This is a genomic window from Stenotrophomonas sp. SbOxS2, from assembly GCF_013416715.1.
GTDB lineage: Bacteria > Pseudomonadota > Gammaproteobacteria > Xanthomonadales > Xanthomonadaceae > Stenotrophomonas > Stenotrophomonas lactitubi.
In genome coordinates, this window is the sequence record NZ_JAAVXD010000006.1 from 248977 (window position 1) to 263724 (window position 14748).

The window sequence follows — 14748 nt, forward strand, 5'->3', positions numbered from 1 at the left end:
GCCTCTCCGGTAGATCCACGCCATGCGTGGATGAGGGGCCCAGCGTGCGGATGGCGGGTTACCGCGGCTTCGCCGGCGGTGGGTTGTCGCGCACCCATTCCCTGCGTTCTTCCGCGCTCATCTGTGACCAGCGCTCGCGCATGGCATCGCGCTGGGCCGGGCTGAGGTCACGCATCTGGCCGAACAGCGCCCGGGCCTGCTCGCGCTGTTCCGGGCTCATGTGTTCGAAGCGGCGCAGGCCGCGGCGGGCCTTGTCGCGCTCTTCCGGGCTCATCGACTGCCAGCGCTGGCCGTGCGACAGCATGCGCTGGCGCTGCGCGGGATCGGCGCCGTTCCAGCGGTCACGCAGCGGCGCCAGCAGCGCCTCGCGCTGGGCCGGGCCCAGCTGTTCCCAGTTTGGCAGCGGCGTGGCAGCAGGTGCCGGCCGGGTGGCAGGCACCGGTGCGGAGGCCTGCGCCAGGGCCGACGCAGCCGGCAACAGGGTCAGGGCGATCAGCAGGGGCAGGGAGGGGTATCGCAACATGGGTTCACTCCATCGCCAGGTCGTTGTCGCCCAGCCACAGGTACAGATCGGGATTCTCGTCGTACAGCGCGCCATTGTCTTCTTCTGCGGCCGCGATCGGCGTGGTGGTAGCGCCCTGATGCTCGCCCGGGCCGACGAACTGGACACCGATGCCCAGCGCGATCACCAGCGAACAGGCGCTGGCCAGCCACCAGCGCCAGCGACCGGCGTGCGCCCTGGCAGCGCTGTGACGGGCACCACGCAGGCGTGCCAGCGTGGCCGGCGACAGCGCCTGCAACGACTGCGCGTGCAGGCTGCGCAGGGCGTCATCGGAAGGCAGGGGGCGGTTCACGGGTGTATCTCCAGTTGATTCTGCAGCGCCTGTCGGGCGCGCGCCAGATGGGTCTTTACCGCGCCCTCGCTGCAGCCCATGGCGCGGGCGGTGGTGGCGCCGTCCAGGTCCTGCAGCACGCGCAGGGTGAAGGCTTCGCGCTGGCGGGCGGGCAGCTCGCGCAGCGCCTGCACCAGCTGCTGGTACTGCTGGCGCTGCTCGTGCGCCTGCGAAGGGTCCGGGCCGGGATCAGCCCAGTCGATCTCGCCCCCCTCCGCATCCTGGTTGTCGCGCCAGAACGGCAGGCGGAAGCGGCGACGGCGCTGCACGTCGATCACCCGCCGGCGCAGGATGCTCCAGAACAGCGGCGCCCACTCGGCGGCCGGCTTGTCGGCGTAATCCAACATGCGCATCAACGCGTCCTGCACCGCATCCATGGCGTCGTCGCGCTGGCGCAGGCCGGCTTCGGCGAAGCGGAACGCGCGGGGGCCGACGCTGGCCAGGAACGCTTCCAGCGACGCCGGCAGGGCATCGGTCTCGGCGCTCGGGGGGACAGGGCTGCTCACCAGCACAGGGTACGGTTCCTCGACAGGGGTCACCATCGACAACGCGTGAGTGCCGCCGTGGTTGACCGGGACGCGCGCGGGGTTCAGCCCGTGGTTATGATGGGGCGACGAAGACAGAGCAGGAGCGTTGCCGGTGAGTGACGGGTTCGTGGCGCTGTACATCTTCATGTTGGCCGCCATTGCCGGCCACGTGATCATTTCCCGGGTCCCGGTGATCCTGCATACCCCGTTGATGTCGGGCTCCAACTTCATCCACGGCATCGTGCTGATCGGCGCGATGGTGGTGCTGGGGCACGCGCAGACACCGCTGGAGAAAATCCTGGGGTTCCTTGCCGTGGTGCTCGGCGCCGGCAACGCAGCCGGCGGCTACGTGGTCACCGCGCGCATGCTGGAAATGTTCAAGCCGAGCGTGCGCAAGACCGGCAACGATGAACCGAAGGAGCCGCAGGCTTGAACATCAGCACTGTCGAACTGCTCGATTGGCTGGTCAAGGCCAGCTACCTGGTTGCCGCCACCCTGTTCCTGCTCGGCCTGCAGCGCATGGCCTCGCCGATGACCGCAAGCAGCGGTATCCGCTGGGCGGGGCTGGGCATGCTGCTGGCCACGGTGGCGACCTTCTTCCTGCCCGAACTGCACAACGTGCCGCTGATCCTGGTGGCACTGCTGCTGGGTGCCGGCCTGGCCTGGTGGTCGGCGGGCAAGGTCGCGGTCACCGACATGCCGCAGATGGTCGCGTTGTACAACGGCATGGGCGGTGGCTCGGCGGCGGCCATCGGTGCGGTGGAACTGCTGCGCTATGCCTTCCTGGCCAACCGCGATACCACCCACTGGAGTGCGCAGGCGATGGCCGACCTGGCCGCGCGCCAGCCATCCGGCACGGTGCTGGTGCTGGCCGTGGTCGGCGCGGCGATCGGTGCGGTGTCGCTGTCCGGTTCGGTGATCGCCTGGGCCAAACTCGATGGCCGCCTCGACAAGCGCGTGACCTGGCCGGGCCAGCAGGTGATGAACCTGCTGGTGGCGCTGGCCGTAGTGGTGCTGGGCATCATCGCTGCCAGCACGCTCAGCACCTGGGCCATCGTCGCCTTCTTCGTGCTGGCGCTGGCGCTGGGCGTGTTGATGACGCTGCCGATCGGTGGCGCCGACATGCCCGTGGTGATCTCGCTGTACAACGCGTTCACCGGCCTGGCGGTGTCCTTCGAAGGCTACGTGCTGGGCAACGAGGCGCTGATCATCGCCGGCATGATGGTCGGTGCAGCGGGCATCCTGCTGACCCGGTTGATGGCCAAGGCGATGAACCGGCCGATCCGCAACGTGCTGTTCTCCAATTTCGGCGGTGGCACCGGGGGTGAAGCGCAGGCGATTTCCGGTTCGCAGAAGCCCATCGAAGCGGCCGACGTAGCCGCGATGATGGGCTTTGCCGAACGTGTGGTGATCGTGCCCGGCTATGGCATGGCCGTGGCCCAGGCCCAGCACAAGATCTGGGAGCTGGCACAGCGCTTGATCACGCGCGGGGTGAAGGTGAAGTTCGCCATCCACCCGGTGGCCGGGCGCATGCCCGGGCACATGAACGTGCTGCTGGCCGAAGCGGGTGTGCCGTATGACCTGATCGCGGACATGGACGACATCAATCCCGAATTTGCCACCACCGACGTGGTGCTGGTGATCGGCGCCAACGACGTGGTCAATCCGGTGGCGCGCACCGATCCGGCCAGCCCGATCTACGGCATGCCGGTGCTGGACGTGGTCAACGCGCGCAACGTGGTGGTGATCAAGCGCGGCAAGGGCACCGGCTTTGCCGGCATCGAGAATGCGCTGTTCTACGCCGACAACACGCGCATGCTGTACGGCGATGGTGCGGAGGCGGCGTCCTCGCTGGTCAGTGAGCTGAAGGCGCTCGACGGCGGGCATTGAGGGTTGGGGTCGGATCCCTTTCCGCAGGAAAGGGCTCTGACCCCGGATTCAACCACCCCATCCACGCATGGCGTGGATCTACCAAGGCATCACCGGCGCGATCAACGCGCCAGCCAGGCACCTACGGCAATGCCTACCGCCAGCCACAGCCATTCGACCACGCCATTGGCCAGGGTGATCAGCGTCCAGGCCAGGTGCGGGCCCATCCGCAGCGAGGCGTCCCACGGGTTCAGGCCCATCGAGCCGCCCATCCAGGCACTGGCGATGGCCCAGTTCGCGATGGCGGCCACCAGCAGCGTGCCCAGCACGACCAGGGCGATGCGCAGCTTACTGGGACCGAGCGTGCCCAGACGCAGCATGAACACCAGTTCCAGGGCGGTCAGTACCGCCATCCAGCCGACCGGACGGCCGGTGAACAGGGCGATAAGCATCCAGGCGAGGGGGGCGGAGGCCAGCGCCAGCAACAGCATGAAGGGCCAGAGCCAGGTAACGGTCCTGGCGCGTGCGGCATTGGAGGACATCGAAGCTCCTGAAGGTCGCCCACAGGATACTGTGGTTTGCCGCAGTGCACCGGCGAGGGCCGGGCGCCTACGTTAGAATGCCGTCTTGCGTGGCTTCGGCCGCAGCCCCATATCGGTCCCCATGTATTCCCGTAGCAGCGAACCTGTCCACTTCGAACGCGATTGCGAGGCCGTGATGGTCCCGCAGGGCGACACCGTGACCCTGCCCGCCGGCAGCTATGGGTACATCACCCAGGCGTTGGGCGGCAGTTATTCGGTGTTCGTCGAGGGCAATCTTTTCCGTATCGCCGGCAAGGATGGCGATGCCATCGGCAAGGAGGCGCCGGCGCCGCTGGAGCTGCCCGACGATGCCAGCGACGAGCAGGTCGAACAACTGGTGTGGCAGCAGCTGCGCACCTGTTTCGACCCGGAAATTCCGGTGAACATCGTCGAACTGGGCCTGGTCTACGAGGTCGAGATCAAGCACCTGGACGAAGGGCAGCGCGAGATCGACGTGAAGATGACCCTGACCGCGCCCGCGTGCGGCATGGGCGACATCCTGGTCGACGACGTGCGCAGCAAGCTTGAAATGATCCCGACGGTGGCCGAGGCCGACGTCGAGCTGGTCTTCGATCCGCCGTGGAACCAGCACATGATGTCCGAGGCCGCCCGGCTCGAAACCGGCATGCTTTGACCCACGGCCCGCAGTGACGCGGGCCCGGCATTACCCGCAACCAGAACAGGAAATCTCCGGTGTCCCAGTCCATTCCCAGCTTCGCCGTCACCCGTTCGGACCACCCGCGCAGCGCTGAAGAGCGCGCCCAGATCCTGGAGAAGCCGGGCTTCGGCCTGCACTTCACCGACCACATGGTGGAAGTGCGCTGGGACAAGGACACCGGCTGGCACAACGCCAACGTGCGTGCCTATGGTCCGCTGCAGCTGGACCCGGCCGCGGCCGTGCTGCACTACGGCCAGGAGATCTTCGAGGGCATCAAGGCCTACCGCCACGCCGACGGTTCTATCTGGACCTTCCGCCCGGATGCCAACGGCCGTCGCCTGCAGCGTTCGGCGCAGCGCCTGGCGCTGCCGGAACTGCCGGTGGAGATCTTCGTCGAATCGCTGAAGCAGATGATCGCCGTCGACAGCGCCTGGGTGCCGTCGGCCGATGAGTCGAGCCTGTACTTCCGTCCGTTCATGATCGGCGACGAAGCCTTCCTTGGCGTGCGCGGCGCGCACAAAGCCGGTTACTACGTCATCGCCAGCCCGGCCGGCCCGTACTTCGCCAAGGGCGTCGCCCCGGTGTCGATCTGGCTGTCCACCGAGTACGCGCGTGCGGCCAAGGGCGGCACCGGTGCGGCCAAGTGTGGTGGCAACTACGCCGCGTCGCTGCTGCCGCAGCAGAAGGCGCAGGCACAGGGCTGCTCGCAGGTGCTGTTCCTGGACCCGGTCGAAGGCAAGTACCTGGAAGAACTGGGCGGCATGAACGTGTTCCTGGTCTACAAGGACGGCACCCTGGTCACGCCGGAACTGTCCGGCAGCATCCTCGAGGGCATCACCCGCGAGAGCATCCTGCAGCTGGCCCGCGACCGTGGCATGAAGGTCGAAGAGCGCAAGGTCACCATCGATGAGTGGAAGCAGGGCGTGACCTCCGGCGAGATCGCCGAAGTGTTCGCCTGCGGTACCGCTGCGGTGGTCACCCCGATCGGCCAGCTGAAGGGCGAAGGCTTCTCGGTGGGCGACATCGATGCGCCGGCCGGCGAAGTGACCATGTCGCTGCGCAAGGAACTGACCGACATCCAGTACGGCCGCCTGCCGGACCGCCACGGTTGGCTGGTCAAGCTGGGCTGATCGCCTGCATTGAACTGTAGAGCCGAGCCCACGCTCGGCTGCTCCTCCGGAAAGCCCGTCCTCGCGACGGGCTTTCTGCGTTGTGAGCCTGGGGTCAGACCCCTTTTCCTGCGGAAAAGGGATCTGACCCCGAATCTCCCGACGCCGATGTCGGCAAAGACATGATGAGACAGGACATTGCGCAGTCAGGTCTGTGCAGGTGACGCGAAAGTTCCTTCACCTTCACAAACCCTCGACCCGGAAAGTCTCAGATCCAACATTTCATCTTGCTGAAAGGACGCTGAAAATCTTGTGGTGTCCGGTTTGAGCCACTAGCGTCATCAACACAGCGGATGGTCAGGGGAATCCGCTGGCTCGCCGGACCCGAACCTCGCCATTGCAAGCCAGCCCACGGTTCAGGCCGGTGCTTCTGCCGATTCCGGCATTCCTACCATTAGAAGGGAAATCCGATGTCCCAGGTAACGCAACCGCGTGTGCGTCGTGTGTGGGTGGTCCTTGGTGCGTCCGTCCTGTCATCGCTGCTGCTGGCCACGCCTGCGCTGGCCGGTGATGTCCAGCTCAGCGGCCTGCAGTCCGCGCCGACCCATCAGCGGTTCATCGTGAAGTACCGCGACGGCAGTGCGCCGGTGGCCAACACCACCGCACTCGCCTCTTCGCTGAAGACCGCCGCTGCCGGCATCGCCAGCAGCCAGGGCCGCGCGCTGGGCCTGCAGCAGGTCCGCAAGCTCGCTGTCGGCTCCACCGTGGTCAGGACCGACCGTGCGCTGGACCAGGCCGACGCCGAACTGCTGATGCGCAAGCTCGCCGCCGACCCGAACGTGGAATACGTCGAAGTCGACCAGATCATGCGCCCGACGCTGACCCCGAACGACACACGCTTCAGCGAGCAGTGGGGCTTCGGTACGTCCAACGCGTCGATCAACGTGCGCCCGGCCTGGGACAAGGCCACCGGCACCGGCGTGGTCGTGGCCGTGATCGATACCGGCATCACCAACCATGCCGACCTCAACGCCAACATCCTGCCCGGCTATGACTTCATCAGCGACGCGGCGATGGCGCGCGATGGTGGTGGCCGTGACAGCAATCCCAACGACGAGGGTGACTGGTACGGCGACAACGAGTGCCAGGCCGGTTACCCGGGCTCGAACTCCAGCTGGCATGGCACCCACGTGGCCGGCACGGTCGCTGCGGTGACCAACAACAGCACCGGCGTGGCCGGTACCGCCTTCAATGCCAAGGTCGTGCCGGTGCGCGTGCTCGGCAAGTGCGGCGGCTATACCTCCGATATCGCCGACGCTATCGTCTGGGCCTCCGGCGGCACGGTCAGCGGTGTGCCGGCCAACGCCAATCCGGCCGAGGTCATCAACCTCTCACTGGGCGGCGGCGGCAGCTGCTCGACCACCTACCAGAACGCCATCAACGGCGCGGTCGGCCGTGGCACCACCGTGGTGGTCGCTGCCGGCAACAGCAATACCAACGTGTCCTCGTCGGTTCCGGCGAACTGCCCGAACGTGATCGCGGTTGCCGCGACCACCTCGGCAGGTGCACGTGCCAGCTTCTCCAACTACGGCACCGGCATCGACATCTCCGCACCGGGCCAGGGCATCCTGTCCACCCTCAACAGCGGCACCACCACCCCGGGCAGCGCCAGCTATGCGTCCTACAACGGCACCTCGATGGCGGCGCCGCACGTGGCCGGCGTCGTTGCGCTGATGCAGTCGGTGGCACCGAGCCCGCTCAGCCCGGCGCAGGTGGAAAGCATCATCAAGAGCACCGCGCGTCCGCTGCCGGGTGCGTGCTCGGGTGGTTGCGGCGCCGGCATCATCGACGCCGATGCCGCAGTGACAGCCGCGATCAACGGCACCACCCCCAACCCGGGCGGCACCGTGCTGCAGAACAACGTGCCGGTCACCGGCCTCGGCGCGGCCAGCGGCGCATCGCTCAGCTACACCGTCAACGTCCCGGCTGGCAGCGCGCAGCTGCGCGTGGCGATCAGCGGCGGCAGCGGTGATGCCGACCTGTACCTGCGCCAGGGCAGTGCCCCGACCGACACTGTCTACACCTGCCGCCCGTACCTGAGCGGCAACAACGAGACCTGCACCGTCAACAGCCCCGCTGCCGGCGTATGGCACGTGCGGGTGAAGGCCTACAGCACCTTCTCGGGCGTGACCCTCAACGCCCAGTACTGAGCCCAAGCCCCTCTCCATGGGCACGCCCCGGCCTCGGCCGGGGCGTTTTTTTGTAGGCGGCGAAGCGGAGAAAGCAATGTGCAGCAGTGCATTTGCTCTTGCTCTGCCCTTGACCTTGATGGCCGCGCGCGATGATCTGTCAGGAGGGGGTGATCCCCCCGACGCAGGACCGTTGGCGCCAAGGATGGCGCCATCGAGCCCCCAGGGATGGGTTTACGGCGTGTCCTGCGTCGGGGGGATCACCCCCTCAACCCAGCAGCAACGAAAACGCTGAATCCATCCGCGCGACAGCGCGCCTCAATCCCTCAAACCGACTCGAACCGGTTCGCCGCCACGTTCTTGCGCACATGCTGCGGATCGAAGATCCGGCCATTCATCGCGATGAACACCCCCGCCGGCAGCGACTGCACCGCACCGATCGCACAGCCGATGTTGAACTCCGCATCCGAGCCACGGAAACGCGCCGGGCTCAGCGCACCGGTCATCACGATGGTCTTGTCGGGGATCGTCGCCAGCACCTTGCCGGTCTGCACCATCGAATCGGTGCCGTGGGTCACCAGCACGTGGCGGGTGGGCTGCGCAGCGATCGTCGCGCGGATCAGCTCACGATCGTCGTCGTTGATGTGCAGCGAATCCTTGCGCAGGATCGGAATCACGTTGAACCGGAACGTGACCCCCAGTTCGCGCAGGATCATGCCGATCTGCGGGTCGCCGATCTGGTAGTCCGACTTGTCGTCGAAATAGATCTTGTCGATCGTGCCACCGGTGGTGACGACCAGGAGCTCTTCCATCATGTGCATGCGCGAAACCAAGGCAGGTACAGCGGCGCGGGGCCGGGAACACAGATGATACGGCCCACCGGGCGCAGCGTCAGCGCCGCCGCCCGAAACGGGCGCGCAGGCCGGGCAGGCTGGCCGAAAAGATCACCAGCAGCGCCAGCACGATTTCGATCAGCGCCAGCCAGCGGGTCTCGGGATGGCTCCAGGCGCTCATCACGCCGTGGCTGAACCAGCCCAGTGCCAGCACCGCCGCCCAGAATCCGGCCTTGCGCCAGCCCAGCCGCAGGGCGATGGCCAGGGCCAGCGGTGGCGCGGTGAACACCAGCTGGGTGGCCAGCCAGTGCCTGTCGTTGATGAACCAGCCGGCAAACAGCGCCGCCAACCCCATCAAGGCCAGCAGCAGCACGGTGCGCGGCGCGGCGCTCATCGTGCCAGCCGCTGCGCGATGTCGGCCACGCGCCGGCCCAGCGCCCGTGCCAGAACCGCCTCATCGTCGGTCGGTTGCGGGTCGTCGGCGGCACCGGCCACGTGGCTGGCGCCATACGGCGTGCCGCCACTGGTGGTGTGGCTCAGCGCCGGCTCGGTGAACGGAATGCCGACGATCAGGCAGCCGTGGTGCAGCAGCGGCACCTGCATCGACAGCAGGGTCGACTCCTGGCCGCCATGCATCGACGCGGTGGACGTAAACACCCCGGCCGGCTTGCCCGCCAGCGTGCCGTTCACCCATTCGGCGCCGAGCCCATCGAGGAAATGCTTGACCGGCGCGGCCATGTTGCCGAAACGGGTGGGGCTGCCCAGCAGCAGTCCCTGGCACTCCACCAGGTCCTGCACGCTCACATACGGCGCGCCATCGTCCGGCACCGGAGGCTGCGCGGTCTGGGTGACGGCAGCCACCGGCGGCACCGTGCGCAGCCGCGCCGCCATGCCCGGAACCTCGCCGATGCCCCGCGCGATCTGGCGCGCCAGCCGTGCCACCGAACCGCCGCGGCTGTAGTACAGCACCAGGATTTCGCCCATTGCGCCCAGCTCTCCTCATCGTGTGGACGCCAGTATGGCTATCCTGCACCGATTCCGCATCGGGTACCCTTTCGCCGATGGAACCTTTGGATACGCTCAATTTGTGGATGGAGCGCGCGCGGGATCGCGCACGCGCCGCCAGCTTCGGCCGCTTCCTGTGGCGCCGCTTCCTCGACGACCGCCTGTTCCAGGCGGCCGCCGCGCTGGCCTACACCACGGTGTTCGCGCTGGTGCCGTTGGCGATCGTGGTGTTTGGCGTGCTCTCGGCCTTCCCGGTGTTCGACCGCTGGAGCGACCAGCTCAGCGACTACGTCTTCTCCAACTTCGTGCCCAATGCCGCGCGCGCCGCCGAGGGCTACCTGCGGCAGTTCTCGGCCAGCGCGGGCCAGCTCACGGCCGCCGGCTTCATCGCCCTGGTCATCTCGCTGCTGATCACCCTCAACAGTGTTGAAGAGACCTTCAACCAGATCTGGCGCGTCGGCAGCAGCCGGCCACGATTGACCCGCTTCCTGGTCTACTGGACGGTGCTGACCCTCGGCGCGATGCTCGCCGCTGCCTCGCTGGCCGTGTCGGCGCGGGTGTTCGCGATGCCGCTGTTCGGCACGCAGGAGGGGCGCTGGCTGGCCGATCTCGCGTTGCGGCTGGCGCCGATCCTGATCGAATTCGTCTGCATCACCCTGATGTTCCGGGTGGTGCCACACCACACCGTGAAGTGGCGCCACGCGGTTCCGGGTGCGATTCTCGCCGCGGTGATCCTGGAGCTGGTGAAGTGGGGCATCGGTGCTTACCTGGGCAGCTTCCAGTCCTACCAGAAGCTGTATGGCACGGTGGCCTTCGTGCCGATCCTGCTGCTGTGGATCTACCTGTGCTGGGTGGCCGTGCTGCTGGGCGCGTCGCTGGCATCGTCGATGGCGGCCTTCCGCTACCAGCCGGTGGAACTTCGCCTGCCGCAGGGCTACGAGTTCTATGGCCTGCTGCGCCTGCTCGGGCGCTTCCAGCACGCACGCGCCAAAGGCAGGGGTCTGGCCGACGACGAGATCCTGCGGCTGGAACCGATGCTGACCGACTCGCTGCTGCAGGACCTGGCCTGCCACCTGGAGGGCATCGGCCTGCTGCGCCGTGATGAGCGCGGGGAGTGGCTGCTGGCCCGTGACCTGGACCAGGTCAGCCTGGGCGATCTGTACGAATGCACGCAGCTGCGCATTCCGGTGGCCGAACAACACCTGCCTTACCGCGATGACAGCCTCGGCCGGGCCGCACTGGCTGCGCTGGACGAGTTGCGCCTGCCGCTGCGTGAGCGCCTCAAGCGTCGCGTCAGCGACATCTACCCTGATTCTGGAGACGCCCCATGACCTGCAAGACCCCATTGCTGCTGGCTGCGCTGCTGGCCCTGGCCGCCTGCAAACCCGCGCAGGAGCCGACCCCGGCCAGCAGCCAGCCGCCCGCGCAGGCACCGACCCCGACCGCGCCGGCGCCGGTGGAGGACACGCCCTCCGAGCGCGTCACTGCCGAGTTCCCGACGCTGAAGATGAAGGCGGTCGATGGCAGCGATTACGACCTGGCCGCACATCGCGGCAAGTGGGTGGTGGTGAACTTCTGGGCGACCTGGTGTGCACCCTGCCGCAAGGAAATGCCCGAGCTGTCGGCATTGCATGCCATGCGCAGCAACATCGAAGTGGTTGGCCTGGCCTACGAGGACATCGAGGCGCCGGAGATGCAGTCGTTCCTGACCAAGCATCCGGTGACCTACCCGATCGTGATCGTCGATCCGTTCGATCCGCCGGCCGACTTCGCCACCCCGCGCGGCCTGCCGCTGACCCACCTGATCGATCCGCAGGGCAAGCTGGCCCACAGCTTCCTGGGCCCGGTCACCGCCGCCGATATCGAACAGCAGATCGCGACTGCCAAGTAACAGGTGGGTCGGCAGGGCTGCGCCCTGCACCCGCCGAAGCGGTAGTGCCGGCCGCTGGCCGGCAACCTCAAAGCCAAAGCAACAGCAGGCATTCCGTGGGATGGCGGGGTGGGTCCGGTTGCGGGGGACGCTGCAAGTACGTCCATGTAAGCTCGGTCGCGCCTTGCTCGTGTGCGCTGTCCTGCGCACACGGCAAGACCGGGGTTGGGCGTCCTGCCCAACCCGCCCGAGGCATGCCTCGGGCCCATGGCGCTCACGCCCCCGCAATCGGACCCACCCCGCCTTCGACAGATTCTCGCGATCTGTCGGAATGTCATGGCCTGTTCTTGGTGGGTGTCGACCTTGGTCGACACGTAGATCCACGCCATGCGTGAATGATCTTCGTTCAATTGTCGAAATATTCGATTTCGACGGACATACATCCACGCATGGCGTGGATCTGCCAGATCGCGGAAATCTGTCAGAGGTGGGGCGGTGTCGGATTGCGGGGTGTCCGCGGCATGGATGCCGCGGCCAAGCCCCCATGGACGGGTTCACGGCGTCCCCGCAATCCGACACCGCCCCGCCATCCCTCGGAATATCCGCTTTTGCTGCTGCTTCGGCAGTTGCCTTTGCCGGTAGCAGGTGCAGGGCGCAGCCCTGCCGAACCTACCTCAGTCCTTGACCGGGAAATCCTCTATCGGCTTCAGTACATCGTAGTGCTCGCGATGCAGCTTGCCCTTCAGCTTCGGCAGCTCCGGCAGCGGCGCATCCACCCGCGTGTCCGGCAGCCGGTCCAGCAGGTTGCGGGCCAGGGTCAGGCGACCGAGCCGCTGGTCGTTGAAATCCACCAGCGTCCACGGCGCACCGTCGCGATGGGTGGCGCGCAGCATTGCCTCGCGCGCTTCGGTGTATGCGCTGTACTTGCTGCGTGACTTCAGATCCACCGGCGACAGCTTCCAGCCTTTCAGTGGATCGACATGGCGTTCGGCAAAGCGCTTTTCCTGCTGCTCCTGGTCCACGCACAACCAGTACTTGAACAGCAGGATGCCGTCATCCACCAGCAGTTGTTCGAACACCGGTGTCTGGCGCAGGAACTGCTGGTATTCGGTCTCGCTGCAGTAGCCCATCACCCGTTCAACGCCGGCACGGTTGTACCAGCTGCGGTCCATCAGCACGATCTCGCCGGCAGCCGGAAGATGCGAGGCGTAGCGCTGGAAGTACCACTGCGTGGCTTCGCGGTCGGTGGGTTTGGGCAGCGCCACCACCCTGCATTGGCGTGGGTTGAGGTGCTCGCTGATGGTCTGGATCGCGCCACCCTTGCCGGCGGTATCGCGTCCTTCGAACAGCACCAGCAGGCGTTGCCCGCTGTGCTGCACCCAGCGCGCCATCGCAGCCAGTTCCAGCTGCAGCGGCTGCAGCAGTTCGTCGTATTCCTTGCGCTTGAGCTTGGCCATCGTCATACCACGCGGGAAGGAAGCCCGAGCGTAGCGCAGGGCGATGTCAGCGCGTGTCGAGGCCCTGCCAGCCCTGTTCGCGGGCCAGCTGCTGCAGCAGTGCGGACAGATCACGCGCGAAAGCTGCCATGTCGAACAGGCCGCTGCGCTCGCGTGCCTGCGCCAGTTCGGCGCGCACTGCGGCCAAGGCGACAGGGTCGTTGCCGAGTGCACTGGCGGTGGCGACGAACGCCGCATCGTCGGCGACGTTCATGTGCTCCAGACCCAGCTGATGATTAAGGCTGCCGGCCACGCGCGCGGCGAAGGTGGCGCCGGGGCAGGTCAGTACCGGGCAGCCGGCCCACAGTGCATCCGACGCGGTGGTGTGCGCGTTGTACGGGTTCGTATCCAGGAACAGGTCGGCCAACTGATAGCGGGCCAGATACTGCGGATGCGGCAGCTTGGCCATGAACACCAGACGCGCCGGATCGAGTCCTGCTGCCTGCGCAGCGGCACGCAGCCGCGCATCGGCCTGGCCGGGGCCGGACAACAGCCACAGCACGCTGCCGGGTACGGCCTGCAGCACCGCGAACGCGCGGCCCATGCTGCGCGGGTTGAGCTTGTAACTGTTGTTGAAGCAGCAGAATACCGTGCCCTGCGCAGGCAGCCCGCACGCCGCGCGGTCCGGTGCCGGCTCCAGCACGCGGGTGTTGTCCGACGGCTGGAACGCGCGCGGCAGGCGCAGCACACGTTCGCTGTAGTGCGCCTCCAGCGGGGGCGGCAGCGTGAAGTGGTCAGCGATCACGGCATCCAGCCATGGTGCACCGGAGGTGCCGGGGTAGGCCAGCCAGTTGAGCTGTAGCGGGGCAGGGCGCATCGCCAGTACTTCCGGTGTGCCGCCGCCGCCCCAGCCGCGCAGGTCGAACAGCAGGTCGATGCCCTGTGCACGGATGCGTGCGGCCGTATCGGCATGGCGCAACCCCGCAACGTCATGCAGCCGGGTGGCGGTCTGCAGGCGCTGGCGGATGCGGCTGCCATCGTCGGCGTTGAGCGCGAACAGATGCAGCTGCAGGGCCGGGTCCTGGCTCATGTTCTCCAGCAGCGCCACCGTCAGCAATCCGGTGGGATGAGCGCCGAACCCGTTGGACAGGAAGCCCACGCGAAGTGGACCTCGTTCGCGCAGCTTCACCGGCGGCAGTGGCCGCACCGCAGCAGCGACAGCGGCCGCGCGCGCACGCGCACAAGCCAGCTGTTCGGCCGCGCTGGCGTCTTCGCTGAGGAACGCGAAGGGCTCAACCACGCCCTGGCCAGATGCAAGCGCGCCGCGCACCTGGGCGGCCAGCGCATCCACGTCCTGCCAATCGCACAGGCGACGCTGCCAGGCGAGGCGCTGCGCGGCGATATACGGCTCATCGGGCATCAGTGCGTGCGCGCGGCGATAGGCTGCCGATGCACCTTCCGCATCGTTGGCATCTTCCAGCGCGTGCCCCAGCCACAACGCGATGCCCGGGTGCTCCGGTGCCAGCGCGGAGGCCTGGCCCAGCAGCGTGGCGGCATCGGCGTGCGCCCCTGCCATCCACGCTACCCGGCCCAGCCGGGCAAGTGCTTCAGGATGATTGGGCCGCAGCTGCAGCGCGCGTCGCGCGGCCTGCTCGCCGGCCGCAATGTCGCCGGCTTCCAGTTCCAGGTCGGCCAGCATCACCCAGGCAACGAAGTCGCCGGGCTGGCGCGCGATCGCCTGCTGCAGTTGCTGCCGCTGCTGCCAGGCCGACATGCGG

The 14748-nt window shown here is 67.3% G+C and carries 16 protein-coding genes; 7 read left to right on the forward strand and 9 right to left on the reverse strand.

Annotated features, from left to right (window positions below; genetic code table 11):
• Nucleotides 1-58: 58 nt before the first annotated feature.
• Genes HFK18_RS14635 through HFK18_RS14645 form a run of 3 tightly spaced genes read right to left on the reverse strand, consistent with a single transcriptional unit; the run spans nt 59 to nt 1435 of the window.
• Nucleotides 59-523, reverse strand: coding sequence for a DUF3106 domain-containing protein (locus HFK18_RS14635; RefSeq protein WP_180166816.1), 465 nt, complete (start codon nt 521-523; stop codon nt 59-61).
• Between the two features lie 4 nt (nt 524-527).
• Nucleotides 528-854, reverse strand: a complete 327-nt coding sequence (locus tag HFK18_RS14640) for a hypothetical protein (RefSeq protein WP_180166817.1) — start codon at nt 852-854, stop codon at nt 528-530.
• A complete protein-coding gene (locus HFK18_RS14645; RefSeq protein ID WP_180166818.1) occupies nt 851-1435 on the reverse strand; it encodes an RNA polymerase sigma factor in 585 nt (194 codons plus the stop codon). Before HFK18_RS14645 ends, HFK18_RS14640 begins: the two co-directional genes overlap by 4 nt.
• A gap of 97 nt (nt 1436-1532) precedes the next feature.
• Here HFK18_RS14645 and HFK18_RS14650 point away from each other — a divergent pair, with 97 nt between their 5' ends.
• Nucleotides 1533-1853: an NAD(P) transhydrogenase subunit alpha gene (locus tag HFK18_RS14650; protein ID WP_089238935.1), complete on the forward strand. Its 321-nt coding sequence runs from the start codon at nt 1533-1535 to the stop codon at nt 1851-1853.
• Nucleotides 1850-3310: an NAD(P)(+) transhydrogenase (Re/Si-specific) subunit beta gene (locus HFK18_RS14655; protein ID WP_180166819.1), complete on the forward strand. Its 1461-nt coding sequence runs from the start codon at nt 1850-1852 to the stop codon at nt 3308-3310. The genes HFK18_RS14650 and HFK18_RS14655 overlap by 4 nt, the downstream gene beginning before the upstream one ends.
• 101 nt (nt 3311-3411) lie before the next feature.
• Here HFK18_RS14655 and HFK18_RS14660 read toward each other — a convergent pair whose 3' ends face one another.
• Complete coding sequence (locus tag HFK18_RS14660; protein ID WP_180166820.1) at nt 3412-3831, reverse strand: hypothetical protein; 420 nt, start codon at nt 3829-3831, stop codon at nt 3412-3414.
• Nucleotides 3832-3952: 121 nt separating this feature from the next.
• Between HFK18_RS14660 and sufT the strand changes: the two genes are divergently transcribed.
• From sufT to HFK18_RS14675, 3 genes are all read left to right on the forward strand, one after another.
• Nucleotides 3953-4504, forward strand: a complete 552-nt coding sequence (sufT, locus tag HFK18_RS14665; RefSeq protein WP_025877975.1) for a putative Fe-S cluster assembly protein SufT — start codon at nt 3953-3955, stop codon at nt 4502-4504.
• Between the two features lie 59 nt (nt 4505-4563).
• Nucleotides 4564-5658 carry a branched-chain amino acid aminotransferase gene (locus HFK18_RS14670; RefSeq protein ID WP_100463132.1) on the forward strand — a complete coding sequence of 365 codons (1095 nt, stop codon included), beginning with the start codon at nt 4564-4566 and terminating at the stop codon, nt 5656-5658.
• A gap of 449 nt (nt 5659-6107) precedes the next feature.
• Complete coding sequence (locus tag HFK18_RS14675) at nt 6108-7847, forward strand: S8 family peptidase (RefSeq protein ID WP_100551629.1); 1740 nt, start codon at nt 6108-6110, stop codon at nt 7845-7847.
• Between the two features lie 305 nt (nt 7848-8152).
• On the opposite strand, the gene HFK18_RS14680 is transcribed toward HFK18_RS14675, so the two are convergent.
• The 3 genes from HFK18_RS14680 to wrbA form a co-directional block, all read right to left on the reverse strand.
• On the reverse strand, nt 8153-8638 hold the full coding sequence (locus HFK18_RS14680; RefSeq protein ID WP_033830416.1) for an asparaginase domain-containing protein: 486 nt from the start codon (nt 8636-8638) through the stop codon (nt 8153-8155).
• 79 nt (nt 8639-8717) lie between these two features.
• A complete protein-coding gene (locus HFK18_RS14685; RefSeq protein WP_099820220.1) occupies nt 8718-9053 on the reverse strand; it encodes a DUF2069 domain-containing protein in 336 nt (111 codons plus the stop codon).
• Nucleotides 9050-9643, reverse strand: a complete 594-nt coding sequence (gene wrbA, locus HFK18_RS14690) for an NAD(P)H:quinone oxidoreductase (RefSeq protein ID WP_093818977.1) — start codon at nt 9641-9643, stop codon at nt 9050-9052. The genes HFK18_RS14685 and wrbA overlap by 4 nt, the downstream gene beginning before the upstream one ends.
• A gap of 77 nt (nt 9644-9720) precedes the next feature.
• On the opposite strand from wrbA, the gene HFK18_RS14695 reads away from it, so the two are divergent.
• Nucleotides 9721-10995 (forward strand): YihY family inner membrane protein, encoded by a 1275-nt coding sequence (locus tag HFK18_RS14695; RefSeq protein WP_032977469.1) that lies wholly within the window; start codon nt 9721-9723, stop codon nt 10993-10995.
• Entirely contained in the window at nt 10992-11555 is a 564-nt protein-coding gene (locus HFK18_RS14700) for a TlpA disulfide reductase family protein (RefSeq protein ID WP_180166821.1), read from the forward strand. Before HFK18_RS14695 ends, HFK18_RS14700 begins: the two co-directional genes overlap by 4 nt.
• 653 nt (nt 11556-12208) lie before the next feature.
• Here HFK18_RS14700 and ppk2 read toward each other — a convergent pair.
• Nucleotides 12209-12991 carry a polyphosphate kinase 2 gene (gene ppk2, locus HFK18_RS14705; protein WP_180166822.1) on the reverse strand — a complete coding sequence of 261 codons (783 nt, stop codon included), beginning with the start codon at nt 12989-12991 and terminating at the stop codon, nt 12209-12211.
• Nucleotides 12992-13037: 46 nt separating this feature from the next.
• Complete coding sequence (locus HFK18_RS14710) at nt 13038-14744, reverse strand: tetratricopeptide repeat protein (RefSeq protein ID WP_180166823.1); 1707 nt, start codon at nt 14742-14744, stop codon at nt 13038-13040.
• Nucleotides 14745-14748 lie beyond the last annotated feature (4 nt).